Below are 23,248 nucleotides of genomic sequence, written 5' to 3'. Positions count from 1 at the left end.
CTCAGAGCAGGCCCAGCTCGCCGAGGGGTTTACGCCAGTAGTCCTCGTCGAGGGACCTGCTCTGGAGGAGGGCCTCGGTGTCGTCGTGGGTGCGGCCGAGGTCGGCGGTGACGTGCAGGATCCGGTTGAAGGCCCTGAACGCCTCGTCGTCACCCGGCTTCATCTGGCAGCGGTGAATGCGCTCGTACCAGTACTTCTGCTCCTCCTCGATCCGCGGCAGGAGCTCGGCGCGGGTGAGGGTGCGTGCTTCCTCGACAGTGAGCCTCTCGAAGCCTGGCATGGCCTCATTGTGCCTGCGCTTCGGCTCTCGGCTGACAATCCCCCGAAACATTAACCGGCTGCATTAGTCTTGCCACCGTGAGTAACAGAGTCCTCCGGCGGATCGGGCGGCGCGGCGCGTCCCTGGCGTTCGTCGGCCTGTTATCTCTGGCCATCGCCGCCTCGCTGGCCTTCGCGCCGGCGAGCCAGCGTGCCACCCCCTCCTATGCCGTGCTGGCCTCCATCGCGCCGCTTGACGTCTGGGCGGTGCTCTGGCTCGCCACCGGCGTGCTGTGCCTGGTGCAGATGTTCCTGCGCTCCGACCGGATGGCCTTCGCCGCCGCCACCGCGCTGGTCCTCCTGTACGGCCTGGTGTTCCTGGCCTCGACGTTCACCGGTGACAATCCGCGAGGCTGGGTCGGGGGTGCGGTGTGGCTGGCGTTCGGCGGCTGGATCACGCTGATCGCGACCTGGCCGGAGGCCGTCACGCTCGACCGGCTCCCGGGCTCCGGCTCGGCGGTGATCGTCGCCAACGCCGCCGGGATCATCCAGTCCTGGAATCCGCAGGCCGCCACCATGTTCGGCTGGAGCACCGACGAGGCGGTCGGGCGGCCGTTGACGATGCTCATGCCGGCGCGTTTCCGCGACAGGCACGACATGGGGCTGACCAAGGTCCGCGTCAACGGCCACTCCGAGCTGGCCGGTCGGATCATTCCGCTGGTCGGCCTACGCCGCGACGGCACGGAGTTCGCCATCGCGCTGACCGTCAACGCCTGGCACAGCGACGACGGGATCACGTACACCGGCGTGATACGCCCAGTGGAAGGAGGCCACGCTGACTGACATCCTCATCCAGGTCGCCGTCGGGATCGTCCCGCTCGGCGTGGCATACCTGGCCTTCCGCTCCGCCACCGACGCCAACAAGAAGACCCAGCAGACCGCCATCCTCCAGGCCGAGCGCCAAGCCGAGTTAGAACGCTCCAAGGTGGACGCCGAGGCCTTCCTCAGAGCGAAGACGATCTACGAGGACGCGCTCAGCCAGATGGAGAAACAGCTGAGCAGGGTGCAGAATCAAGCCTCCCAGCTCAGCACCGACCTGATCGGCGAGCAGAGCACGACCACGGCGATGCGCGACCAGATCGGCCAGCTCCAGGCCCAGATCCGCGCGCTCGAACGCACCGTCGTCGCCCTGCGCGCCCAGCTCATCGCCGCGGGGATGGCTCCCGTGCCCACGTCCGAGGCCACCGGCCCATACTTGCGCAGACGCCTGCTCGGCGAAGGATAGAAGACCGGCCCTCGATGCTGACCGCCGACCATCTCAAGGCCGAACGATCGGGCTCCCCCCGCCCGCCTCCTCCGCCGCCGCCCCTGTTGATCAGAGCCCGTGTGCCTCGGCCAGCAGTTCCGCCGAGCGCAGCCAGACCTTCCTGTCGGCGGCCGAGAAGGCGACGATCAGCTCATCGGCGTCGGCGAGCTTGGCGAACCGGTCGACATACTCCTTGACCTCCGCCGCGTCCCCGACCGCCGAATACTTGGCCATCTGCACGATCTGCTGCCCGGCCGGCGACTCGAGGATCATGTCCGCCTCCTCGGTCGTGAACGTGCGCCCCCGCCCCAGGAACCTGCTCACCCTCAGCCGCTTCGAGGCCAGAAACTCCTCCTGCGCCTCCTCCGACGTGTCCGCCGCGATCACGTTGAGCGCGGCGATGACATGGGGCCGGTCGAGCTGCGCCGACGGCTGGAAGTCACGCCGGTAGAGCGCCACGGCCTCCTCCAGGGCGGCCGGGGCGAAGTGCGAGGCGAACGCGTACGGGAGCCCCAGCGCGGCGGCGAGCTGAGCCCCGAACAGCGAGGACCCGAGGACGTAGAGCGGGACGTTCGTGCCCTTGCCCGGCGTGGCGTCCACGCCCGGGATCCGGGACTCACCCGACAGGTAACCCTGCAGCTCCAGGACGTCCTGCGGGAACGTGTCGGCGGCCGACGGGGTGCGGCGCAGGGCGCGCATGGTCTGCTGGTCGCTGCCCGGCGCGCGGCCGAGGCCCAGGTCGATGCGTCCCGGATGCAGGGTTTCGAGGGTGCCGAACTGCTCGGCGATGGTCAGCGGGGCGTGGTTCGGGAGCATGACGCCGCCCGCCCCGAGGCGGATCGTCCGGGTGTGGGCGGCGACGTGGGCGATGAGCACGCTGGTCGCCGAGGAGGCGATGCTGGCCATGTTGTGGTGCTCGGCGTACCAGATCCGCCGGTAGCCCAGGTCCTCGGCCCGCTGGGCCAGGGCCACGCTGGCGGCGAAGCTGTCCGCCGCCGTCTCGCCCTCGCCGATGATCGCCAGATCAAGGATGGACAGCGGCAGAGTCATGAGTACGCGCCTTTCGCAGAGCGGTTCGACCTGGCTGTGGACAACAGCCGCGAAGGCGCCGTTATTTCACCGATGGGCCCCTGGCGGGCGCAGGGGCCCATCGAGTCTCATGAGGTCGTACAGGTCACCGGTGAAGGGACGCCGTTCTGGCCGTTCCAGTTGGCGACGAAGCCGAACGTGGTGCTCGCTCCGGCCCCGAGGGCGCCGTTCCAGTTGAGGTTCGTCACGGTGACGGTGCCGCTGCCCGAGAGGTTGCCGTTCCAGAGCTGCGTGATCGTCTGCCCGTTCGGGAACGTCCAGCCGACCTTCCAGCCGGCGATGGCGGCCGAGCCCGTGTTCTTCACGGTGACCTCACCCTGGAAGCTGCCCTGCCATTGACTCGTCACCTTGTACGTGGCCGCGCATCCCGCAGGGCCGGTGGTCGGCGTCACGGTGGGGGTGACCGTGGGCGTCACGGTCGGAGTGACGGTCGGGCCGACGGTGGGCGGCGGGGCGGCGACGGCCAGGTCGTAGGCCCGCTGCGGCACGAACTGTCCCGCGCTCGCGATGCACCCGTCCGCCTCGCCGGGCGGCTTGACCCAGAGGTAGGCGGCGACGGCCGAGTCACCCGTGTTCGTGGTGCTCCAGATGCCCGTGGCGCGGCCCGCCGGGTCGCACCACTCGCTGCCCTGCGGCCCGTTGCCGTTGCGGCTGGTGTCGACGACCGCCTTCAGCCTGGACACGCCGGTCGCCGCGATGATGCTCTTCGCGTACGACACCAGGCCCGAGGTGGCGCGGTAGTTGGAGGTGTTGACGGCGATGCCGTCGGCGCTGTTGGCCACGTCCGCGCCGGTCAGCCTGGACGCGGCCTCCGAGGCGGACAGCCAGGCATCGTGTCCGATGTCGAAATAGACCTTGACCTGCGACGACGTCCCCCTGAACTTCTTCCCGGCGTACGCCATGGACGCCTTGACCTCGGCCTGCTGCGAGGCGTTCATGCAGTTCGTCATGATCGCCAGCGCGTCCGGCTCCAGCACGATCGTGGCGGGCCGGCCGCCGAGACCGGCCGCGATCTGGTCGATCCAGGCCCGGTACGACGCGTGGTCCGGCGCGCCGCCCGCGCTCGCGCCGCCGCAGTCGCGGTTCGGCATGTCGTACACGACCATGATCGGGATCTTGCCCGCCGAGGCGGCGGCGCCGACGTACGCGTCGACCTGGCTGCGCACGGTGGCGGGGTTGTACGTGGCGAACCACCGGCCCTGGGGCACGGCGGCGATCCGGTCCCTGATCACCTGGGTGCGGCTGTCGTTGGGGTTCGCGGCGACCCATTTGGCCGCGTTCGTCTGCGGATCCACGTAGAAAGCGGAGTCGGCGGCCGCGGCGGTGGATGAGGACAGGACGATCGCCCCCGCCGCGGCCATGGCGGCCGCCGAGAGGAGCACCGCCAGGACGGGCCTTCTGCGAGACATGAAATTCACTCCGTCCGTCATGTGGGAGCGCTCCCACCAGCTCCCCGGATCGTAGGTAACCGTCAGTGCCCGCTCAAAGACATCCGATCGCTGCCATCCACGTCTTCCCAGGCCAGACCCTTGACAGGGGGTGAAACTTTCAGCGCAGACAGGCCTCGAAGACCGCGGTCAGCCGGTCGACGTCGGCCGGGCTGGGCGCCTCGGGGCCGAGGCGGCGGCGCATGGCGCCGATGCCGAGGAAGACCGCCGTGGCCATGCGGGCCCTGGCGTGGGCGTCCGGGCCGCCCAGTTGCTCCTCGAGCGGGTCGAGCAGCGCCGTGATCAGGCGCTCGCGGGCCACGGCCTGGATATCCGGATCGCCGGCGGAGCGTTCGAGGGTGCGCAGGATCGGGCTCTCCGGCGGGTGCTCCATGCGCTCGGCCGCATATTCCGCCAGGCGGCGCGGCAGGCTCCCGCGGTCGCCGCCGAACAGGTCCCTTATGGTCGGCTCCCCGTCCAGGACTGCGCCGAAGAGGCCGGCCTTGGAGCCGAAGTAGCGGCCGACCAGGGCGATGTTGGCGTCCGCGGCAGCGGCGATCATGCGAACGGTCACGCGCTCGTACCCCTGCTCGCCGAAGAGCGTGCGGGCCGCACGAAGGATCCGCTCGCGAGTGGCCTCGCGGTCGCGGGGCCTGGCCTCAGACAGCTGAGCATCCACACACCGAACTCTACTGAACGCACCCCCACTTGCCGCGCGGCTAGTAAACGGGCGTATACTCAAGTTCGCAAAACTGTAGTAAGGGGATGATGAAGCCTTGGTGGCGCATGCTCAGGCCGCAGCCCCCGCGAGGCGGCAGTACACCCACCGCGAAATCCTCGAGGTCATGTCCGGGCTGATGCTCGCCATGCTCACGTCGATGATCTCGACCTCGGTGGTGGGCACGGCGCTGCCGACGATCGTGGGTGAGCTGGGCGGTCAGGACCAGTACTCATGGGTCGCCTCCGCGACCATGCTGACCATGACGGTGTCCACGCCGTTGTGGGGCAAGCTGTCCGACGTGTTCGGGCGGAAGCTGCTCTTCCAGACCGCGCTCGGGCTGTTCGTCGCGGCCTCGCTGGTGGCCGGTCTGTCGCAGAACATGGGGCAGCTCATCGCGGCGCGGGCCGTACAGGGCCTTGGCGTGGGTGGTCTGTCGGCGCTCGCGCAGGTGATCCTGGGCGACATCGTGTCCCCCCGCGAGCGTGGCCGCTACTCCGGCTACATGGGGGCGGTCTTCGGGATCTCCACGGTCGCGGGGCCGCTGCTCGGCGGGTTCCTGGTGGACACCGACTGGCTCGGCTGGCGCTGGTGCTTCTACGTCGTGGTGCCGTTCGCCCTGGTGTCCTTCATCGTGATCCAGAAGGTGCTGAAGCTGCCGAAGATCAAGCGGAGCACCTCGATCGACATCTGGGGCGCGACGACGATCACGGCCAGCGCGAGCGCGCTCATGCTGCTGCTGACGCTGGGCGGCGTCGAGTTCGAGTGGAACTCGGTCTGGACGTACTTCCTGGCGGCGCTCAGCCTGCTGATGCTGGCCCTGGCGGTGCTGTCGGAGCGGACCGCGCGCAACCCGATCCTGCCGCCGCGGCTGTTCCGCAACCGTACGTTCGTGCTCACCGGCCTCGCCTCGCTGTTCGTCGGCATGGCGATGTTCGGCGCGATGATCTACCTGCCGCAGTACCTGCAGATCGTCAAGGGCCTCAGCCCGACCGAGTCCGGCCTGATGACGCTGCCCATGGTGGTGGCGCTGTTCCTGGCCGGCGTGATCTCCGGGAAGATCGTCACCCAGACCGGCCGGTGGAAGATCTTCCCGGTCCTGGGCCTGCTGGTCGTGGCGGTCGGACTGTTCCTGCTGTCCCGGCTGCACGTGGACTCCAGCGAATGGCTCATCGGCTTCGACGTGGCGGTGCTGGGCACCGGGCTCGGCCTGTCCATGCAGATGCTCATCCTGGCCGCCCAGAACGGCTCCGAGCTGCGTGACATGGCCTCCACCACGTCCGGCGTGTCGTTCTTCCGCTCGCTGGGCGGCGCCGTCGGCGTGGCGGCCTTCGGCGCGATCCTGACGAACCGCCTGAAGGACGAGATAGCCGACATGCTCAGGGCCGCGCACATCGCGCTGCCCGGCGGCTCGAACGTCAAGCTCGGCAGCCCGAGCGCCATCCAGCAGCTGCCCACGCCGATCAAGAACATCGTGCTGGAGGCGTTCACCAGGGGCCTGGAGACGGTGTTCATGGTGGGCGTGCCCATCGCGCTGCTCGGGTTCGTGGCGACGATCTTCCTCAAGGAGCTGCCGCTGCGCGGCTCCTCGACGCCGGCTGCCCCGGCGCCGACGCCGCTGAGCAAGGACGACCTGGTCCTGGCCGGGCTGCTGCTCGAGCTGATCGCCCAGCGCGTCGAGCGGGCCAACGGCCAACCGTCCGCCCTGCTCACCGCGGTCGCCAGGATGGCGCCACCGGACGACCGCCCGGAACGCGAGCGGGCCCGGTCCGTCGCCAAGAACGTGCTGCGGCCGACCTCGCGAACCCTCATCGCGCAGGCCGCACCCCCGCAGAAAGACCTCGTATCAGGAGGAATCTCACAGTGATTCGCAAGTTCGTGGGCGCCGTCGCGGCCGCCCTGGCCGTCCTGGCCGGGCTGTGGCTGATGATCGCCCCCTTCGCCCTGGGCTCCCAGCCGGAGGACGCCGACTGGACGAACACCACCCAGTCGGAGTTCTTCACCGGCCTCGGCGTGGCCGTCGTGGGGCTCATCGGCGCGATCTGCTTCGTGCTGGCCATCCACGAGGAGCTCGTCGTACGGGGCCTCGTGGCCGTCCGGCAGCGGCAGCCCGAGTCGGAGCCGGAGCCCGTGCCGGTCGCGCCCCAGGCGTCGTCCGCCGAGCTGGCGAGCCTGCTGGCCCCCCTCGTCGAGGCGCTGCGCGAGGACATGAACAACTCGGGTGAGCACCGCCGTAACGGCAAGGCTTCCCTGGTCGGAGTGGAGGACAACCGATGAAGGCCAAGCTGGGCGTCTCCGCCCTCGTCCTGCTGTTCCTCGGTGGCCTGTGGCTGGTCGCCGCGCCGTTCGCGGTCGGCTACCAGGGCAGGGGCGCGGCCTACGTCGACGCGACGGTCAACGATCTGTGGCTCGGGGGTTCGGTCGCCGCGGTCTCGTTCGTGGCCCTGGTGATCTACGCGGCCGACGCCCTGCGCGAGCTGGCCCTCCGCGGCAAGCACGCCGACTCATAACGCGAGACGTGCCGTGTTCGGCGGTGACACAGACCCCGGACGGGAGCCACTGACCGGCAGGCTCCCGGCCGGGCAGTTCGAGATCGGCAAGGACGGTGCCGGCCTGCTCGTGGTGGGCTTCGACGGATCGGGCCCGAGCCGCAACGCGCTCGCGTACGCGGCCGGGCTCGCCCGGCGGGACAACGCGGCGCTGCTCATCGCCTTCGTGGAATCGCTCAACAGCGCCGCGCTGTGGTTCTTCGCCGGGTCGCCGATCATTCCTGACGCGGCGGCCGACCTGACCGAGGATCTGCGGGACGAGCTGAGAGGCGCGGGCGTTCCGTGGCAGTTCGTCAGCATGCGCGGTGACGCGGCGCGCGAGCTGGAGACGCTGGCCAGCTCATATATGGCCGACGCCATCGTGGTGGGACGCTCGCGTTCCTCCTGGCACGGCTCGGTGGCGGTCGGGCTGGCGAAACGAGCTCGCCGTACTGTGCTGATAGTGCCCTGAGCTGGTGGGACGTCGCATATGGTGGCGAGATGAAACGTGCTGCCGCCATGGCGTTCGTGGTGCTCGCGTCCGTTTCGTGCGGGACGAGCAAGCCTGCCGCCACCGGTTCCGTCCCCCAGGAGACCGCTCCCGCTTTCGAGAGCCTCGACTCGCCCACGCCCTCGCCGTCGCCCACCACGGGCGCGCCCGGCTCGACCGCCCCGCCGGCCTTCAGCGCCAAGATCTCGCGGCTCTCCCGCGAGCAGCTCCCGTACTCGTGGCGGCCCGGTTGCCCGGTCCACTACCGCGACCTGCGGCTGGTCACGATGACGTTCTGGGGCTTCGACGACAAGCCGCACACCGGGCAGCTGGTGGTGAACAAGGCGGTCACCGACGACATCGTGACGGTCTTCAAGAAGCTGTACGGCTGGCGCTGGCCGATCGAGCGGATGAAGCTGGTGGACGCGTACAAGGGTGACGACTTCGACTCGATCGAGGCCAACAACACCTCGGCCTTCAATTGCCGCCAAGCGACCGGGTCCACTCATTGGTCCAAGCACGCCTACGGGCAAGCGATAGACGTCAATCCCATCCAGAACCCATATGTCACCGCAAGTGGTAGCACAGCCCACCAAGCATCCAAAAAGTTCACAAAACGCCCCATGAAGGGAAAGGGCGTAATAAATCCCGGCGACAAGGTAGTTAAGGCCTTTGACCAGGTTGGTTGGGAGTGGGGCGGCTACTGGTCAGGAGCCAGGGACCTGCAGCATTTCAGCAAGGGCGGAGGCTGAGAGAATCCCCCATGGCGGCTAAGGACGGGGACGGCTGGATCGAATGCTCCCAAGGCCACAGGCACTGGGGGCTGCACGGCGCCTCGGGGCTGCTCGTCGTCCACCATGACGAGCTCGGCACGCCGTACGTGCTCATGCAGAAACGCTCCTGGTGGAGCCACCACGGCGGCACCTGGGGGCTGCCGGGCGGGGCCCGCGACAGCCACGAGGACGCCGTCGCCTCCGCGCTGCGGGAGGCCCGCGAGGAGGCGGCGCTGGCCGGCGACGGGCTGCGGGTGCAGGGCGTCTACCGCGACGATCACGGCGGGTGGGCGTTCGAGACGGTGATCGCCGCGTCGTCCGAGCTGCTGGCCGCCGCACCCGCCAACGCGGAGAGCAGCGAGATGCGCTGGCTCCCGCTGCCGAAGGTGACCGACCGGAAGCTGCATCCCGGCTTCGCCGCCACCTGGGACGAGATCCAGGGGGAGATCAGGCCGGAGACCCTCGTGCTCGACGTGGCCAACATCGTGGGCGCGCGGGCCGAGCACGGCTGGTGGCGCGACCGGCTCGGCGCGGCGACCCGGCTGCTGGAGGCCGTGTCGCGGCTCAGACTGACGCATCCGGTGCTGGCGCAGTGGTATCCGCGCGTCGTGGCGGTCGTGGAGGGCGCCGCCAGGAGCGCGCCGGAGCTGCCGGGGGTTCAGGTGGTGGCGGCCACCGGGAGCGGCGACGACGCGATCGTCGACGTGGTACGCCTGGCCAAGCCGTGGGAACGGGTGCTCGTCGTCACCGCGGACCGGGGGCTGAAGGAACGCGTGCACGAGCTGGGCGCCGAGACCGTGGGCCCGAAGTGGCTGCTCTCGCAGCTGGCCGACTGACCTGCCCTCAGCGGCTGACCTGCCCTCAGCGTTCCGCGGCGAGCACGGCGTCGAAGGCCGCTTTCAGGCCCGTCACGTCGAGCACGCGCTGAAGCACGCCGTGGACTCCGACCAGGCGTAACCTACCGGCTTGGGCGGTAACCCGGCGCTGGTGCTCCACGAGCACCCACAGGCCGCTGGAGTCGCAGAACTCCAGCGCCTTCGCGTCGATGTCGACCCGCACGAGCCCTTCGGCGAGGAGCTTGCCCAGACACTCCTTGAGCTGCGGCGCGGTGAGCTTGTCCAGATCTCCGTCGAGGCGGACGAGCGCTGCCGATCGGCCGCGCTCCACCTCGACGTTGAGATCCGCCACCTCCTGAACGTACACCCCTGTCACCGCAGCCGCTATCGTGGTTTCCGCACAGGAGGGTTCGCATAGTGGACGAGTGCAGCCGCCTTGAAAGCGGCCAGGTCAGCGATGGCCTCGTGGGTTCGAATCCCACACCCTCCGCTCACTCCCCTCATTCGCGGATGCCCGCGAACCCGTCGCCCACGCAGGCGGCGAGCTGCAGGTAGGCGTCCCTGGTCGGCTCCTGCAGCCGGTCGAGGTCGATCTCCGCGCCCTCCTCCAGATGCGGGTCGTACGGCACCCGGACCACCGCGCGGCACCTGGCGGCGAAGTGGGCCTCCAGCTTCTTGATGTCCACCGCCGACTTCGAGCGCGGCCGCACGCTGCACAGCACCACGGTCGCGTTCTTCACCAGGTCGCCGTAGTGGTGGGCCTCCAGCCAGTCGAGCGTCGCGGAGGCCGCCCTGGCACCGTCCACGGACGGGGAGCTGACCAGCACGATCTGGTCGGCCAGCCCGAGCACGCCGCCCATCGCGGAATGGAGCAGGCCGGTGCCGCAGTCGGTGATGCAGATCGAGTAGAAGTTCTCCAGCACCTGGGAGACGGCCTGGTAGTCGGCGCCGCTGAACGCCTCGGACACCGACGGGTCGCGGTCGGAGGCGAGCACCTCCAGCCGTGAGGGCGCCTGCGACGTGAACGCCCTGATGTCCACGTAGCGCTTGACCTGGTCACGCTCGTTGAGCAGGTCACGCACGGTGGCCGAGGTCTCCAGGACGAGCTTGTCGGACAGGGTGCCGCGGTCGGGGTTGGCGTCCACGGCGATGACCCGGTCGCCGCGGACCTGGGCCAGGGTGGCGCCGAGACCGACCGTGGTCGTGGTCTTGCCCACGCCGCCCTTCAGGCTCAGCACGGCCACGCGGTGGTGGCCGGCGGTGACCGGGGTGCGGGCCCTGCTCACCAGCTGGCGGCGGCGGCGGACCTCCGGGGGTTCGCCCGGCTTGATCCAGCCTCCCGACGCCTTGTAGATCAGGCGGCGCCAGCCCTTGGAGGGGGCGTTACGCCGTCCGCGTAGCAGGGACTCCGGGTCGAGGCTGTCGGCGGTCGGACGGCCGGTGATCGGCGGCCTGGGCGATGCGGTGAACACGGGGATCGGGGCAGGGCGGCGCCGCCGCTCCGCGGGCGGAGGGATCTCGCGCTCCGCGGGACGCCACTCGTGCTGCTCGGTCCGCTGCGGGGGCCCCTCCTGCTGAGCCGGATCCGACCAGGAGGGCCGCTCCTGCGGGGCCGGCTCGGACCGTTCCTGCTGGGCCGGCTCCGACCACGAGGACCGCTCCTGAGGGGCCGAGTCGGACCACGAGGACCGTTCCTGCGGAGTCGGCTCCGACCACGAAGGCCGCTCCTCACGCCGCTCCTCAGGCTCCGCGGGCTCGGCCTTCGGCCACGACGGCTCCGCGTCCTTCGGCCATGACAGCTCGGCGTCCGTCGACCACGACGGCTCCGCGTTCTTCACCCACGGCGGCTCCGTGTGCTCGCCCTTGGGCCACGACGGCTCCGCGGGTTCGTCCTTCGGCCACGCGGGCTCGGCGCGCTCGTCCGCCGGCCGCTCCTGGGGCTCGGCTTCCCGCGTGGCGGCCGGCTCCGCCCACTTGGGCGGCTGGATCGTCGGGAGGGTGTCGAACGGCTCCGACCACTGCGGGCGCTCGGTCTTCGGAGAGGTCTCCTCGGAGGCGGACTCGTCGTCCTTCTCCGCGGCAGGCTCGGCTTCCGCTCGGGCGCTCTCCTTCTCCGGCTCCTCGCGGGGCGGCTCAGGCGCCCGGGCCCACTCGGGCACGGACGACCAGGACGTGTCCTGTGTCTCCTGATCCGATGGCTCCGGCGGCCCCGACGGCTCGGACGGGGTGAACGACAGCGCGTACGTGTCGGTGTCGTCGGGCCGCGGCAGCGGCTTCAACGGAGCGTGGAACGGATCCTCTTCGCGCGGGGCGCTCGGTGGGGCGGCCGGGGGCTCCTTCGTGGCCGCGCTGGCCGTGCCGAGCCACTCCGCGGCCTCCATCTCACCGTCGGGCAGGTCCTCGGCCGCCGCGGCGCCGTACACGGAGTCGACGGCCGCGCGGAACAGCGGCGGCGTCGGCGTGTCGGGCTGCGTGGGGACCATCCGCCACGGGTCCTGGGGGTACGGCGAGGCGACCGACTCGTCGGCAGCCGCGGTCGAGGCGCTCACAGAGACGGGGGCCTCCTCCGTCTCCTTGATCGCGTCGAGCCACGCCAGCTGCTCCTCGAGCGATTCCTCTCGATCGTGTCTTGCCACCGTGTTCCCCCTCGGGTGGGTCTAAAGGGGCAGCAAATACCTTGCAGATTAACGCCATGGGCAACCACACAGCTCGGCAACCCACAACTTCTTTGCCCGGCTACCGTAGTTCGCATGCGAGCCATTGAGATCGCCGAGCCGGGCGGACCAGAGGTACTTCAGTGGCGTGAGGTGCCGGATCCCCGGGTCGAGCGGGGAGAGGTCCTCATCGACGTGACCGCTTCGGCGGTCAATCGGGCCGATGTCCTGCAGCGGCAGGGGTTCTACGCACCTCCGCCCGGCGCGTCGCCGTACCCGGGGCTGGAGGTCTCCGGCGTGGTGGCCGAGGTCGGCGCGGACGTCGAGCAGTTCAAGCCTGGTGACCAGGTGTGCGCGCTGCTCGCGGGCGGCGGTTACGCTGAGCGCGTAGCCGTTCCGTGGGAGCAGGTCATGCCGGTGCCGGACGGCGTGCCGCTGGTGGAGGCCGCCGGGCTGCCGGAGGTGGCGTGCACGGTGTGGTCCAACGTCTTCATGGTCGGGCGGCTGCGTAGGGGCGAGACGCTGCTGGTGCACGGCGGGGCCAGCGGGATCGGCACGTTCGCCGTGCAGCTCGCCAAGGCGCTCGGCTCGCAGGTCGTCGCGACGGTCGGCTCGGCGGCCAAGGGCGAGCGGGTCAGGGAGCTGGGCGCCGACGAGGTCATTAACTACCGCGAGGAAGACTTCGCCGACAAAGTACGCGCGGACGTCATCCTCGACATCATGGGCGCCAAATACCTTGCCGGAAACGTCCGGGCGCTCCGCACCGGCGGCCGGCTGGTGATCATCGGGCTGCAGGGCGGCCTCAAGGGCGAGATCGACCTGGGGACCCTGCTCGCCAAGCGCGCCTCCGTGCACGCGGCCGCGCTCCGCTCACGTCCGGTGGACGAGAAGGGGGCAATCGTCCGTAGTGTTGTGGACAACGTCTGGCCCCTGGTCAGCGCCGGGGCCGTGCGTCCTGTGGTGCACGCGAAACTACCGATGTCCGAGGCCGCCGAAGCCCACCGATTGTTGGATTCGGGGGAGCACGTCGGCAAGATCCTGCTAGTACGGTGAGTGTTATGAATGCTGAGGACAACAACACCCCTCACATCGTGGTGGTGGGCCCTGACTTCCAAGGTCAGGGCGATAGTGGCGAAGAGGATCGATCGGTCACCAACCTGGTCGAGCAGCCCGCCAAGGTGATGCGCATCGGCAGCATGATCCGGCAGCTCCTCGACGAGGTCCGGGCCGCGCCCCTCGACGAGGCCAGCCGCAAGCGGCTGAAGGACATCCACGCGTCCTCGATCAAGGAGCTCGAGGACGGCCTGGCTCCTGAGCTGGTCGACGAGTTGGAGCGGCTGTCCCTTCCGTTCACGGAGGAGAACGGCGCGCCGCCGAGCGAGGCGGAGCTGCGCATCGCGCACGCCCAGTTGGTCGGCTGGCTCGAAGGGTTGTTCCACGGCATCCAGACCACGCTGTTCGCGCAGCAGATGGCCGCGCGTGCCCAGCTGGAGCAGATGCGCAGGGCGCTGCCCGGTGTGCCTCAGGGGGACGACCAGCACCGCCCGCCCGGCGGCTCCGGCCCCTACCTGTAACGGGCGCGAGCGCCTGCTCCGGGCAGCCGCCGGCTATCCGTAGAGCCGCTCGATCACCTGAGCGACGCCGTCGTCGTCGTTGGCCGCGGTCACGTGGTCGACGGCCGCGAGCACGTCCGGATGTGCGTTCGCGACCGCGTACGACGTACCTGCCCAGCCCAGCATGGGCAGGTCGTTCGGCATGTCACCGAACGCGATCACCTCCGAGGGCTTGATCTCGTGCTGTCCGGCGAGCGCCGCCAGCGCCGTGGCCTTCGTCACACCCTGGGCGCTCATCTCGATCAGGCCCCTCCGGCTGGAGTGGGTCGCGGTCACCAGATGCCCCACCAACCCCTCGACGGTGGCCTGCAGCTCGTCCGCGTCCATTCTGGAGTGCAGGGCCAGCAGCTTGGCGCACGGACGCGCCGTTACCGAGTCGACTCGTGCCGTTAGGGCCCCCCTGTCCAGGCCACCCAGGAGGAATTCTGACTCATGCGCAAAACCCGCTTCATACTCGACCGAAAATACGAGATCGGACACGTTCGCTCTTAGCTGATCCACGACTTCCTCGAGTACATCGACCGTGATCAGGTGAGATTCCACTATCTGTTCGGTATGGAGATCGTAGATCAGTGCCCCGTTCGCACAGATTGCGAGCCCACGGTGACGTACGGCACCCGCGACCCCGCCCATCCACCGGGGCGGACGCCCCGTCACGAACACGAGCACAGCACCGGATTCCTCGACTTTGCCGAAGGCTGCCACAGTGCGGGGAGACACGGTTCCGTCAGTACGCAACGCGGTGCCATCGAGGTCGGTGGCCACAAGACGGGGCGCGGGAAGGCTCTGCATAACAGGTTCCAGTTTGCCGGGTGATGCCGCCTGACAGAAATCTTCGTTGGTACGGGAACACCAACGCGCCAGAATGGTGTTAGATGTGATGGCGTTGTATTAGCTGATCCCGTAGTGAAAACCAGCATGACTTTGTCTGAGCCACCCCGGGTGCTTGCTGTACGACACACCGGGACCCACGAGGTGTGGGTCCCATAGATTCACATCCTGAGGGAGAGCTTTTATGGCTCAGGGAACCGTCAAGTGGTTCAACGCCGAGAAGGGCTTCGGCTTCATCGCCCCGGACGGCGGTGCGCCGGACGTGTTCGTGCACTTCTCCGAGATTCAAGGCAGTGGCTACCGCAGCCTTGAAGACGGTCAGCGGGTCGAGTTCGAGATCACGCAGGGCCAGAAGGGGCCGCAGGCCTCCCAGGTCCGCGCCATCTGACCTTGTAGCAGCGAGACAGGCCGGGGTTCGCTTCCAGCGGGCCTCGGTCTTTTGCTTGTTCCGGGTTGGTCACGGCCGCGAACCTTCTGGGCTTCGCGGCCATCCACCCCTACATGAGGTACGCCTGGTTATGTCACCCCGTGACCGTTGCCGGGGTGTTCGTGCTGTTCATCAACGACCACCTGCTCAAGCAGGCCTGGCCCGGGCCGCTCACGGGCAAGCTCAGCGACGTGGCGGGACTGGTCGTCGCCCCCGCGCTGGTGGCCCTGCTCTTCTGGCGGCGGGCCGATCTGGCGGCCACCGTGCTGACCGGGGTGCTCTTCACGCTCGTGAAAACCACGGAGACGGGCGCTGAGCTGGCTTCCCATGCCTGGACCCTTGTGGCGGGCCCATCGCGCGTCCTGGCCGATCCCACGGACCTCCTCGCCCTGCCCGCGCTCGCCCTGGCCTGGTGGGTACGCCGCCGCAGCCTGGAGTCGTACTCCGCGCGCTGGCGCGTGATCGTCACGATGCCGCTGGCCGTACTGGCGGTGACGGCCACATCGGCCGCGCCCGTGCCCCGCGCCAGCTCCGTCAATGTGGACGGGGACTCGATCGTCGTCCACGTGCGGGACGGCCTCACCCAGATCTCCGACGACGGCGGGGTCACCTGGGAGGAGGACGGCGGTGCGCGGGAGAGCAGGCCGCTGCAGAGCGCCGCCTGCGTGCCTCGGCAGCCGACGCGGTGCTACCGGGTGATACCCGACCGGGTGGCCGTCGAGCAGTCCGACGACGGCGGCAAGACCTGGGGCCCCTCATGGGCGCTCACCGCGGACGATCGCGAGCGGCTCGCCCGGCGGTACCCGTCCTGGGCCGGCCGGCACTCGATGGCGCTGGCCGTGCAGGTCCGTCCGGGCGGGCACGTCGTGGTCGTCGCGAACGGCCTGGACGGGATCCTGGTCCGCGACGTGTCCGGCGAGTGGCGGCGCGTCGGCTTGCCCGGCTCGCCGGAACCCACCGGGGTCGACCTGTCGCCGGAGCGCAACGTGGCGATCTTCCTGGCGGTGTGCATGCTGTTCGGCGGCGCCGCAGCGGGGTTGCAGCGCTACCAGCGCGCGTACATCGGATTCGCCGCGGCCGCCAGCCTCGGTCTCTTCACTGCGCTCAGCAGCCCTGATCCGTTCTTCGCCGGCGAGTACGCGGCGGGCCTGATCCTGTTCGGCATGCTCGCGACCCTGGTGGGCGCGGTGGTGTGCCTCGCGCTGGCCGGGGCCGGCCGGGCGCGGCCAGCTCCCGCCGCCGTCGGGGTGCTGGGCGCCCCTCTCGTCTACCTGACCGTCTACACGCCCTTCTACGGCTGGTCAGAGGGCACCCCGGGCCCGTACTGGGTCGCCGTCGCCCTGGCTGTGCTGCTGACCGGCCTGGTCGTGCTCGGGGGCGCCGTCCTCATCAGGAACGACGCCCGCCGCGCTTACTTGGACGGCTCCAGCACGTCGAGGCCCACGTAGGGCCGCAGCGCCTCGGGAACCACCACGGAGCCGTCGGCCTGCTGGTGGTTCTCCAGGATGGCCACGATCCACCGGGTCGTGGCCAGCGTGCCGTTGAGCGTGGCCAGGTGCCGCGGCTTGCCGTCCTTGTCGCGGTAGCGGACGGCGAGCCGGCGGGCCTGGAACTCCGTGCAGTTGGAGGTCGAGGTCAGCTCGCGGTAGCGGCCCTGGGTCGGGATCCACGCCTCGCAGTCGAACTTGCGGGCCGCCGACATGCCGAGGTCCCCCGCCGCCGTGTCGATGATCCGGTACGGAACCTCGATCTTGGCCATCATCTCCTTCTCCCAGGCGAGCAGGCGAAGGTGCTCCTCGTGGGCGTCCTCAGGGCGCACGTACGAGAACATCTCGACCTTGTCGAACTGGTGGACGCGGATGATGCCCCTGGTGTCCTTGCCGTACGAGCCGGCCTCGCGGCGGAAGCACGACGACCAGCCCGCGTAGCGCAGCGGCAGGTCGCCGCCGTCGAGGATCTCCTGGGCGTGGTAGCCGGCCAGCGCGACCTCCGAGGTGCCGACCAGGTAGAGGTCGTCCTCGGGGAGGCGGTAGATCTCCTTGTCGTGGGCCACGTGGAAGCCGGTGCCCTGCATGGTCTCCGGCTTGACGAGCACCGGTGTGATCATCGGGGTGAACCCGGCCTCGATGGCCTGCTGCATGGCCATGTTGAGCAGGCCGAGCTGCAGGCGGGCGCCGACGCCCTTGAGGAAGAAGAACCGCGAGCCGGACACCTTGGCGCCCCGCTCCATGTCGATGGCGCCGAGCGCCTCGCCGAGCTCCAGATGGTCCTTGGGCTCGAAGTCGAACTGGCGCGGCTCGCCATGGGTCTCGAGGACCACGTAGTCGTCCTCGCCGCCCTCGGGCGCGCCCTCCTCGACGATGTTGGGCACCGCCTGGACGAGCTCGTCGAGCTCGCCCGTCAGCTTCTCCGCCTCGGCCTCGGCGGCCTTGACCTGGCTCGCGAGGTCCTTGGCCCGCTGGAGCAGCGCTGCCTTCTCCTCGCCCTGCGCCTTGGAGACCGACTTGCCCATGCTCTTCTGCTCGGCGCGCAGAGACTCGAACGAGGTCAGCGCGGATCGGCGGCGCTCGTCCAGGTCGAGCAGCGTGTCGACGACGGAGTCGTCCTCACCGCGGGCACGCTGCGACGCCCGTAGCCGGTCGGGATCCTCACGAAGGGTACGCAGGTCAATCACAAGCCAAAGGCTACCGGCGCGCGGCAGCAGCCCGCCCCAGTATTACCGCGTACACGCGGACTCGATCGGTCGTCGCCTCAGACCTGACCCGCGCGTACACGCCGACTCGGCCCGCCGTGGCCTCAGACCTGACCCGCGCGGACCCGGGCGAGCCAGCCGCCCGCCTCGGCGAACTCGGGATCCGACGTGCCGCGCTTGATCTGCGGCGCGATGCCGTCGGCGCGCGGGTAGCTGCCGAGGAAACGCACCTCGCCGCAGATGCGGTGGAGCCCGGCGAGGGCCTCCCCGACCCGGGCGTCGGCCACGTGTCCCTCGAAGTCGAAGTGGAAGAAGTAGCGCCCGATGCCGTCACCGGTCGGCCGCGACTCGATGCGCGTCAGGTTGACCCCGCGTACGGAGAACTCCGTCAGCATCTCCAGCAGCGCGCCCGGGTGGTCGTCGGCGAGGAAGACGACCAGCGTGGTGCGGTCGGAGCCGGTCGGCTCGGGCAGCTGACCGGGCCGGGCCACCCGCACGAACCTGGTCACGGTGTCGGACCTGTCGCCGATGTCCGTGGCCAGCTCCACCAGCCCGTAGTGCTCGCCGGCGATGCGGGCGGCGATGGCGGCGTCGTACGGCGAGCCGGGCAGCGAGACCTCCTGGGCCGCCGCCGCGGTCGACGGAGCGGCCACCACGACGGCGTCGGGCAGCTCGCGCGCGATGAAGGCGCGGCACTGGGTGATGGCCGCGGGATGCGTGTAGACCCGCTTGATGTGGGGGATCTCGGTGCCGGGCCGGGCCAGCAGCGAGAACTGCACCGGCAGCAGCAGCTCGGCCGTGATCAGCAACGGCTCGCCCCACGCGAACTCGTCGAGCGTCGTGGTGATCGCGCCCTCGATGGAGTTCTCCAGCGGCACGACGGCGCCGTCGGCCTCGCCGCTGCGGGCGGCGTTGAGCGCGGCGGGCACGTTGGCGCAGGGCAGGCGCTCGGCCGTGGGGTCGAGGAGCCGCAGGGCCTCTTCGGTGAAGGTGCCTTCCGGTCCGAGATAGGCGAGTCTGGGCATGCATCCAGAGTATCCGCAGGTGGGCGCGCCGCGCGCCTCTTTCACCCAGGGAACCGCCCGCCTACGGCGGCCCGGCTGCTCAACGAGCACGATGCCCCGGCCCGCGACATACCGGCCTACAGCGGGCCCGACGCCCGGGACAGGATCATCGGCCCGAGCCCCAGCCTGGCCGCCCGCACCGCCTCCTCCTCTTCGGGCGACAGCGGCTCCCGCCCTTTCCCGCCGATCACGGGCCGCACGTACGTACGGGTCTCGCTGCGCCCGTTGATCGAGGTCAGCACGATGCCGTCACCCAGCCCGTTGATCATCGCCACCGAGAACGACAGCCGCCCGGTCATCTCGGAGAGCGCGTCGTACCGGCAGACGGCCACATCCCTGATGGCCCTGAGATCGCCCATGCCCTCGCTGGTCTGCCGGGCGAGCATCCGCTGGCAGTCCTCCACCGCCGCTCTGGCCTGCCGGAGCGACAGATACCCGACGAACACGCCGCTGACCCCGGCGACGACGCCCACGATGACCCATGTGGTAACGAGCACGGCACAGAGAGTAATGGCTCGATCACGCGATCTGACGCCGTTTCGGCAACCAGGACACCAACAACCACACGAGGACCAGCGCCCCCAGCCCGAACCCGTTCTGAACGATCTTCCCCAGCACCAGGCTGACCCCCGGGATGTCGGCCGCCTTCAACGAGACGCCCCACCAGGGGATCGGCAGCACGTAATAGAGCCACACGCCCGCCGCCACCCGCAGCCTGACCGGATCGCGCCCGTCGCCCACGATCGCGCCGAGCACCACGACCACCCACGCGAGGTGGTGGATCCAGGCGACGGGCGAGAGCAGCACGGCCATGAGCCCGACGAGGGCGACCGCGGTGAGCTGGTCATTCGCCCGGTACGCCGCCCGCGCGCCGCGGAACCCGTACCACCCGACCACGGCCACGATCACCAGCCAGATCGCGGACGTCGCCGTCTCGGGCAGGTAGAGCCGGATCAGCATGCCGCGGATCGACTGGTTGGTGGTGCCCGCGTTCGAGCCGAGGCGGTCGGGATCGAGCAGCGCCGAGAACCAGAACTGCGACGCGTCCCGCGGGATCACCGCGAACGGCAGCAGCGTGAGCACCGCCGTCGTGAACGCCGCCATGAAGAACGTCCGCCACTGCCGCGTGACCAGCAGGTGGATCAGGAAGACGCCCGGCGTGAGCTTCACGGCCGTGGCCAGCCCGATCAGGAACCCCCGCGGCCACCAGGGCCGCTTGACCACGCAGTCGGCCAGGCACAACGCGACCAGCAGAATGTCCACCTGCCCGAACCGCACCTGGTCCCTGATCGGCATCAGGTACGTGCAGGCCACCATGAGCAGCGCGAACGCCCAGGGCACGTACTTCCTGAGCGCCTGCCTGAACGACAGCCACACGGTCACGGCCAGCGCCGCGAATATCCCGGCCGTCCAGACCCACTGGGCCGTCCCCCACGACATCTCGGCCAGCGCCACCGCCAGCATCGCCGCGACGGGCGGATACGTGAACGGCAACAGCTGCGGGGCGGGTGTGACATAGTCGTACACCGGCCGGCCCTCGAGCAGCATCTGGCCCCCGGTACGGTAAACGTCCAGGTCGACCAGCCGCTGGTCATCCGGATTGGTGAGCCACACGACCACCAGGGGCGCCACGGCCGCCGCGACCACGAGCACCACGACCGCCCACGCCCACCACTGCCGCCGTACCACTCGCACCTCGCCACTTGTCACGATGTGGCACGTTACCGTGGCTGTTGTTGATCGAGGGCAAACAATGGGGGTCCGTACATGCCACACGCCACGCCCAATCGGGACGGCGCCCACCCCACCCCCGCTCCAAGCACCACCGGACTGACGCCCACGCGCACAGCCGATGCCACCGCCCCCCGGCCCAGATCAGAACACCCCACCGCGGCACCACATCAAACCCCGGCCACCCACACCGCTACCAGGCCCACGCCCGCGCACGCCTCCGCCAGGTCGGTGCTCCGGCCCGCCTCCAAGGCAAGAGCACCCAAGCGCACCCATGCGAGCAGGCGCACTCTCGGCACCCTCGTCCTCACCCTCGGCCTGGCCACCGCAACCTGCCTCTCGCTGGCCCCATTTCCGGCCTCCGCCGCGACATCCCCCGGCACGTCCGCAAACCCATCCACCACCGCTGCACGGCAGCACCGGCAGTCCGCCCAAGGGCTCGATCAAGCCCACGTAGCCCTCATCGGCGTGCCCGGCCTCGAATGGAGCGACCTCAACCCATCCCGGACCCCCCACCTGTGGTCCCTCCTCAACCAGGGCGCTTCGGCCTCCCTCTCCACGCGAGCCGTACCACCCCCGGACCGCGGCATCACCTGCCCCACAGCGGGCTGGCTGACCATCTCAGCAGGCCAGCGAGCCGGTACGGCAGGCAAGGGCTGCCTCCAACCCCCCACCCCCCAGCTCACCGGGGAAGCGGCCAAGATCCCGGGCTGGCCCGCCCTGAGCGCGTACCAGTCCGAAACCGGGTTCGACGCCCAACTCGGCACGCTGGGCCAGCTGGTAACGGACAACGGAGGCAAGGTCGCCGCCATCGGCCCAGGCGCTGCACTGGCCGGAGCCGACAAGTCCGGAAATATCGCCAAATACGCCCCCACCCTTGACGCCGCCGGCGACCTGACCCCGTACAACCTGATCATCATGGAAGCCGCCGACCTGGCAACCGCCTGGACCGCGCAGCCACTGGACGAGTACGGCGTCCCCACCCCGCTGCCGGCCGCAGCCCGCCAGGCGGCCGCGACCAAGGCGGACCAGCAGATCGGCGCCCTGATCGCCAAAGTGCCCCCCAACACCACCACCCTCGTGGCCGGCATCTCGGACGTGTCCGCCATCGCCCACCTCCACGTGGCGATCGCCAAGGGCCCGTCGCCGAACGGCCGACCGTACGACCACGGCTACCTCACGGCCACCTCCACCCGCCAGGACGCCCTGGTCACCATCACCGACCTCACCGCCACCGCCATCCAACTCCTGGGCCTCCCCGCCCCACGCCAAGTGGTCGGCCGCCCCTGGCAACCCAACGGCCCGACCGCCGCCGCACCGGCCGAAACGGTGGCGGAACTGGCGGACGGGGACCTGGCGAGCCAGGTGCTCCGGGAGGTACGCGGCCCGTTCTTCGCCGTCCTCGTGACGGTCCAGCTCCTCTTCTACGCCTTCGCCGCCCTGGCCCTCCGCCGCCGCCGAGACACCACTTCCCCCACCCCTCCCGGCACCAGGCCCCCCTCCACCAACCCCCCACCCACCGAACCCTCGCCCAGCGCCTCCTCAATCACCGACCCCTCAGCCACCGAACCTCCATCCGCGCAATCCCCATCCGCCGCCGAACACCCATCCACGTCACCCTCCGCCACCAACCTCCCGCCCACCGGGCCCTCATCCGCCGAACACCCATCCATCAAGCCCTCGCCCACTGCGCAGGATGGCACCTCAGCCCCCGGCACCCCAGGCGGCGATTTCGCGAGCAGCTCCAAGCTCCTCAAATCCGTCCAGATCGTCGCGGTGATCAGCGGAGCCATCCCCGTCTCCACATTCCTGGCCCAACTGGTGCCCTGGTGGAGCCTGCCCGTACCGATGCTGTCGGTGATCGTGACGATCGTGGCCATCGCCGGACTGATCACCGCCCTGGCCTTCGCCGGTCCGTGGCGGGCGCACGTGCTGGGCCCGCTCACCGTGGTCGCCGCCGTCACCTCCCTCGCGCTCCTCATCGACGTCATGACCGGCTCCAAGCTCCAGGTGAACGCAGTAACCGGCTACGAGCCCGTGACCGGAGGCCGCTTCTACGGCTTCAGCAACATCGCCTTCGCCGTCTACGCCACAGGCACCATCCTCGGACTCGCAGGCGTAGCGCAGTGGTTGCTCAGCAGAGGCGTGTCCAGGGTCGTGGTCGTGGCAGCCTGCGCCCTGTACGGGGGACTTGCGGTCTTCGCGGACGGATGGCCTTCGTGGGGAGCTGACTTCGGCGGTGTACCGGCGTTCGTGATCGGCTTGGCGGTCTTCCTCATTCTGCTTTCCGGCAAACGCGTATCGCTGTTGAGACTCCTGCTCGTCGGCCTCGTGGGGGCCGCGTTCGTGGGCGCCCTCTCGGTGTTCGACTGGCTGCGCCCTGACTCCCAGCGCACCCACCTGGGTAACTTCGTCCAGCAGGTCATCGACGGCCAGGCGTGGACCGTCGTCGGGCGCAAGTTCAGCGCCATGATCGGCGTAACCGTCGGGAACTGGTCACTGACCCTCCTCTCCCTGGTCGCACTGGCTTTCTTGTTCCTGATACTCGACCGCCCCTCGCGATGGGGCGCCTCCGCTCTCGGCCAGGCCTACCGCGTGGCCCCCACCCTCCGAGCCGGCCTGTTCGGCGCCCTCACGTGCGCCTTCGTCGGCTTCCTCATGAACGACTCCGGCATCGCCATCCCCGCCATGGCCCTGACGGTGGCCGTTCCGCTGACCCTGGCCGCCTGCGTCCGTGCCCTCCAGCTCACCACCGTTCCTATGGAGTGAGCATGAGTGGCACATGCTCAGCCGAACGCTCCGAACGGTGCT

24 protein-coding genes and 1 tRNA gene are annotated in these 23,248 nt (G+C 69.8%); 14 read left to right on the top strand and 11 right to left on the bottom strand.

Going from position 1 to position 23,248, the window contains the following annotated elements:
- Window position 1: 1 nt before the first annotated feature.
- Window positions 2-280, bottom strand: a complete 279-nt coding sequence (locus ACIHFD_RS25200) for a hypothetical protein (RefSeq protein WP_350732462.1) — start codon at window positions 278-280, stop codon at window positions 2-4.
- A 77-nt stretch (window positions 281-357) separates the two neighbouring features.
- Here ACIHFD_RS25200 and ACIHFD_RS25195 point away from each other — a divergent pair, with 77 nt between their 5' ends.
- Together ACIHFD_RS25195 and ACIHFD_RS25190 are read left to right on the top strand one after the other, a co-directional pair.
- Window positions 358-1,101: a PAS domain S-box protein gene (locus tag ACIHFD_RS25195; protein ID WP_363977370.1), complete on the top strand. Its 744-nt coding sequence runs from the start codon at window positions 358-360 to the stop codon at window positions 1,099-1,101.
- Between the two features lie 40 nt (window positions 1,102-1,141).
- Entirely contained in the window at window positions 1,142-1,543 is a 402-nt protein-coding gene (locus tag ACIHFD_RS25190; RefSeq protein ID WP_350732458.1) for a hypothetical protein, read from the top strand.
- A gap of 90 nt (window positions 1,544-1,633) precedes the next feature.
- On the opposite strand, the gene ACIHFD_RS25185 is transcribed toward ACIHFD_RS25190, so the two are convergent.
- The 3 genes from ACIHFD_RS25185 to ACIHFD_RS25175 all read right to left on the bottom strand — a co-directional run bounded on the left by ACIHFD_RS25185 (window position 1,634) and on the right by ACIHFD_RS25175 (window position 4,759).
- On the bottom strand, window positions 1,634-2,614 hold the full coding sequence (locus tag ACIHFD_RS25185) for an LLM class flavin-dependent oxidoreductase (RefSeq protein WP_397368932.1): 981 nt from the start codon (window positions 2,612-2,614) through the stop codon (window positions 1,634-1,636).
- Window positions 2,615-2,721: 107 nt separating this feature from the next.
- On the bottom strand, window positions 2,722-4,062 hold the full coding sequence (locus ACIHFD_RS25180; protein WP_397368931.1) for a glycoside hydrolase family 6 protein: 1,341 nt from the start codon (window positions 4,060-4,062) through the stop codon (window positions 2,722-2,724).
- Between the two features lie 139 nt (window positions 4,063-4,201).
- Window positions 4,202-4,759 carry a TetR family transcriptional regulator gene (locus tag ACIHFD_RS25175; protein ID WP_350732453.1) on the bottom strand — a complete coding sequence of 186 codons (558 nt, stop codon included), beginning with the start codon at window positions 4,757-4,759 and terminating at the stop codon, window positions 4,202-4,204.
- A gap of 97 nt (window positions 4,760-4,856) precedes the next feature.
- Between ACIHFD_RS25175 and ACIHFD_RS25170 the strand changes: the two genes are divergently transcribed.
- From ACIHFD_RS25170 to ACIHFD_RS25145, 6 genes are read left to right on the top strand one after another with little or no spacing between them, the layout of a single operon-like run.
- A complete protein-coding gene (locus tag ACIHFD_RS25170; RefSeq protein ID WP_397368930.1) occupies window positions 4,857-6,665 on the top strand; it encodes an MDR family MFS transporter in 1,809 nt (602 codons plus the stop codon).
- Complete coding sequence (locus tag ACIHFD_RS25165) at window positions 6,662-7,075, top strand: hypothetical protein (protein WP_397368929.1); 414 nt, start codon at window positions 6,662-6,664, stop codon at window positions 7,073-7,075. The genes ACIHFD_RS25170 and ACIHFD_RS25165 overlap by 4 nt, the downstream gene beginning before the upstream one ends.
- Window positions 7,072-7,308, top strand: coding sequence for a hypothetical protein (locus ACIHFD_RS25160; protein ID WP_397368928.1), 237 nt, complete (start codon window positions 7,072-7,074; stop codon window positions 7,306-7,308). Before ACIHFD_RS25165 ends, ACIHFD_RS25160 begins: the two co-directional genes overlap by 4 nt.
- 13 nt (window positions 7,309-7,321) lie before the next feature.
- Window positions 7,322-7,798 carry a universal stress protein gene (locus ACIHFD_RS25155; protein WP_355203098.1) on the top strand — a complete coding sequence of 159 codons (477 nt, stop codon included), beginning with the start codon at window positions 7,322-7,324 and terminating at the stop codon, window positions 7,796-7,798.
- Window positions 7,799-7,827: 29 nt separating this feature from the next.
- Entirely contained in the window at window positions 7,828-8,568 is a 741-nt protein-coding gene (locus ACIHFD_RS25150) for a M15 family metallopeptidase (RefSeq protein WP_397368927.1), read from the top strand.
- 11 nt (window positions 8,569-8,579) lie between these two features.
- The gene (locus tag ACIHFD_RS25145) at window positions 8,580-9,425 is read left to right on the top strand and encodes an NUDIX domain-containing protein (protein ID WP_364263155.1); all 846 of its coding nucleotides are present in this window, start codon (window positions 8,580-8,582) and stop codon (window positions 9,423-9,425) included.
- Window positions 9,426-9,450: 25 nt separating this feature from the next.
- Here ACIHFD_RS25145 and ACIHFD_RS25140 read toward each other — a convergent pair whose 3' ends face one another.
- Window positions 9,451-9,777, bottom strand: coding sequence for an STAS domain-containing protein (locus ACIHFD_RS25140; RefSeq protein WP_350732439.1), 327 nt, complete (start codon window positions 9,775-9,777; stop codon window positions 9,451-9,453).
- A gap of 51 nt (window positions 9,778-9,828) precedes the next feature.
- Here ACIHFD_RS25140 and ACIHFD_RS25135 point away from each other — a divergent pair.
- Window positions 9,829-9,915, top strand: a tRNA-Ser gene (locus ACIHFD_RS25135).
- A gap of 10 nt (window positions 9,916-9,925) precedes the next feature.
- Here ACIHFD_RS25135 and ACIHFD_RS25130 read toward each other — a convergent pair.
- Window positions 9,926-12,061: an AAA family ATPase gene (locus tag ACIHFD_RS25130; RefSeq protein WP_397368926.1), complete on the bottom strand. Its 2,136-nt coding sequence runs from the start codon at window positions 12,059-12,061 to the stop codon at window positions 9,926-9,928.
- 114 nt (window positions 12,062-12,175) lie between these two features.
- On the opposite strand from ACIHFD_RS25130, the gene ACIHFD_RS25125 reads away from it, so the two are divergent.
- Together ACIHFD_RS25125 and ACIHFD_RS25120 are read left to right on the top strand one after the other, a co-directional pair.
- Window positions 12,176-13,132 carry an NAD(P)H-quinone oxidoreductase gene (locus tag ACIHFD_RS25125; protein WP_397368925.1) on the top strand — a complete coding sequence of 319 codons (957 nt, stop codon included), beginning with the start codon at window positions 12,176-12,178 and terminating at the stop codon, window positions 13,130-13,132.
- A 5-nt stretch (window positions 13,133-13,137) separates the two neighbouring features.
- Complete coding sequence (locus tag ACIHFD_RS25120; RefSeq protein ID WP_192789222.1) at window positions 13,138-13,653, top strand: bacterial proteasome activator family protein; 516 nt, start codon at window positions 13,138-13,140, stop codon at window positions 13,651-13,653.
- Window positions 13,654-13,686: 33 nt separating this feature from the next.
- Here the strand turns inward: ACIHFD_RS25120 and ACIHFD_RS25115 are convergent, their stop codons facing one another.
- A complete protein-coding gene (locus ACIHFD_RS25115; protein WP_397368924.1) occupies window positions 13,687-14,484 on the bottom strand; it encodes an HAD family hydrolase in 798 nt (265 codons plus the stop codon).
- Between the two features lie 223 nt (window positions 14,485-14,707).
- Between ACIHFD_RS25115 and ACIHFD_RS25110 the strand changes: the two genes are divergently transcribed.
- Together ACIHFD_RS25110 and ACIHFD_RS25105 are read left to right on the top strand one after the other, a co-directional pair.
- A complete protein-coding gene (locus tag ACIHFD_RS25110) occupies window positions 14,708-14,911 on the top strand; it encodes a cold-shock protein (RefSeq protein ID WP_093173019.1) in 204 nt (67 codons plus the stop codon).
- A gap of 140 nt (window positions 14,912-15,051) precedes the next feature.
- Complete coding sequence (locus tag ACIHFD_RS25105; protein WP_397368923.1) at window positions 15,052-16,398, top strand: hypothetical protein; 1,347 nt, start codon at window positions 15,052-15,054, stop codon at window positions 16,396-16,398.
- On the opposite strand, the gene serS is transcribed toward ACIHFD_RS25105, so the two are convergent.
- The 4 genes from serS to ACIHFD_RS25085 form a co-directional block, all read right to left on the bottom strand.
- Window positions 16,362-17,624, bottom strand: a complete 1,263-nt coding sequence (gene serS, locus ACIHFD_RS25100; protein WP_363977412.1) for a serine--tRNA ligase — start codon at window positions 17,622-17,624, stop codon at window positions 16,362-16,364. The two genes, ACIHFD_RS25105 and serS, sit on opposite strands and share 37 nt — an antisense overlap.
- 122 nt (window positions 17,625-17,746) lie before the next feature.
- Complete coding sequence (gene pheA, locus ACIHFD_RS25095) at window positions 17,747-18,667, bottom strand: prephenate dehydratase (protein WP_350732429.1); 921 nt, start codon at window positions 18,665-18,667, stop codon at window positions 17,747-17,749.
- Between the two features lie 116 nt (window positions 18,668-18,783).
- On the bottom strand, window positions 18,784-19,203 hold the full coding sequence (locus tag ACIHFD_RS25090) for a DUF4446 family protein (protein WP_397368922.1): 420 nt from the start codon (window positions 19,201-19,203) through the stop codon (window positions 18,784-18,786).
- A gap of 22 nt (window positions 19,204-19,225) precedes the next feature.
- Complete coding sequence (locus ACIHFD_RS25085; RefSeq protein WP_397368921.1) at window positions 19,226-20,416, bottom strand: glycosyltransferase 87 family protein; 1,191 nt, start codon at window positions 20,414-20,416, stop codon at window positions 19,226-19,228.
- A 489-nt stretch (window positions 20,417-20,905) separates the two neighbouring features.
- On the opposite strand from ACIHFD_RS25085, the gene ACIHFD_RS25080 reads away from it, so the two are divergent.
- Window positions 20,906-23,206: a hypothetical protein gene (locus ACIHFD_RS25080; protein WP_397368920.1), complete on the top strand. Its 2,301-nt coding sequence runs from the start codon at window positions 20,906-20,908 to the stop codon at window positions 23,204-23,206.
- Window positions 23,207-23,248 lie beyond the last annotated feature (42 nt).

The organism is Nonomuraea sp. NPDC051941, assembly GCF_044593615.1.
The sequence above is the reverse complement of the archived record's forward strand: the minus strand, read 5'-3'. Positions and strand labels throughout refer to the sequence as shown.

What these genes read in the sequence shown, in the direction of transcription:
- ACIHFD_RS25200 (WP_350732462.1), bottom strand. Translation starts at nt 280, where the DNA reads ATGCCAGGCTTCGAGAGGCTCACTGTCGAGGAAGCACGCACCCTCACC.
- ACIHFD_RS25185 (WP_397368932.1), bottom strand. Translation starts at nt 2,614, where the DNA reads ATGACTCTGCCGCTGTCCATCCTTGATCTGGCGATCATCGGCGAGGGC.
- ACIHFD_RS25180 (WP_397368931.1), bottom strand. Translation starts at nt 4,062, where the DNA reads ATGTCTCGCAGAAGGCCCGTCCTGGCGGTGCTCCTCTCGGCGGCCGCC.
- ACIHFD_RS25160 (WP_397368928.1), top strand. Translation starts at nt 7,072, where the DNA reads ATGAAGGCCAAGCTGGGCGTCTCCGCCCTCGTCCTGCTGTTCCTCGGT.
- ACIHFD_RS25150 (WP_397368927.1), top strand. Translation starts at nt 7,828, where the DNA reads ATGAAACGTGCTGCCGCCATGGCGTTCGTGGTGCTCGCGTCCGTTTCG.
- ACIHFD_RS25145 (WP_364263155.1), top strand. Translation starts at nt 8,580, where the DNA reads ATGGCGGCTAAGGACGGGGACGGCTGGATCGAATGCTCCCAAGGCCAC.
- ACIHFD_RS25125 (WP_397368925.1), top strand. Translation starts at nt 12,176, where the DNA reads ATGCGAGCCATTGAGATCGCCGAGCCGGGCGGACCAGAGGTACTTCAG.
- ACIHFD_RS25120 (WP_192789222.1), top strand. Translation starts at nt 13,138, where the DNA reads ATGAATGCTGAGGACAACAACACCCCTCACATCGTGGTGGTGGGCCCT.
- ACIHFD_RS25115 (WP_397368924.1), bottom strand. Translation starts at nt 14,484, where the DNA reads ATGCAGAGCCTTCCCGCGCCCCGTCTTGTGGCCACCGACCTCGATGGC.
- ACIHFD_RS25110 (WP_093173019.1), top strand. Translation starts at nt 14,708, where the DNA reads ATGGCTCAGGGAACCGTCAAGTGGTTCAACGCCGAGAAGGGCTTCGGC.
- pheA (WP_350732429.1), bottom strand. Translation starts at nt 18,667, where the DNA reads ATGCCCAGACTCGCCTATCTCGGACCGGAAGGCACCTTCACCGAAGAG.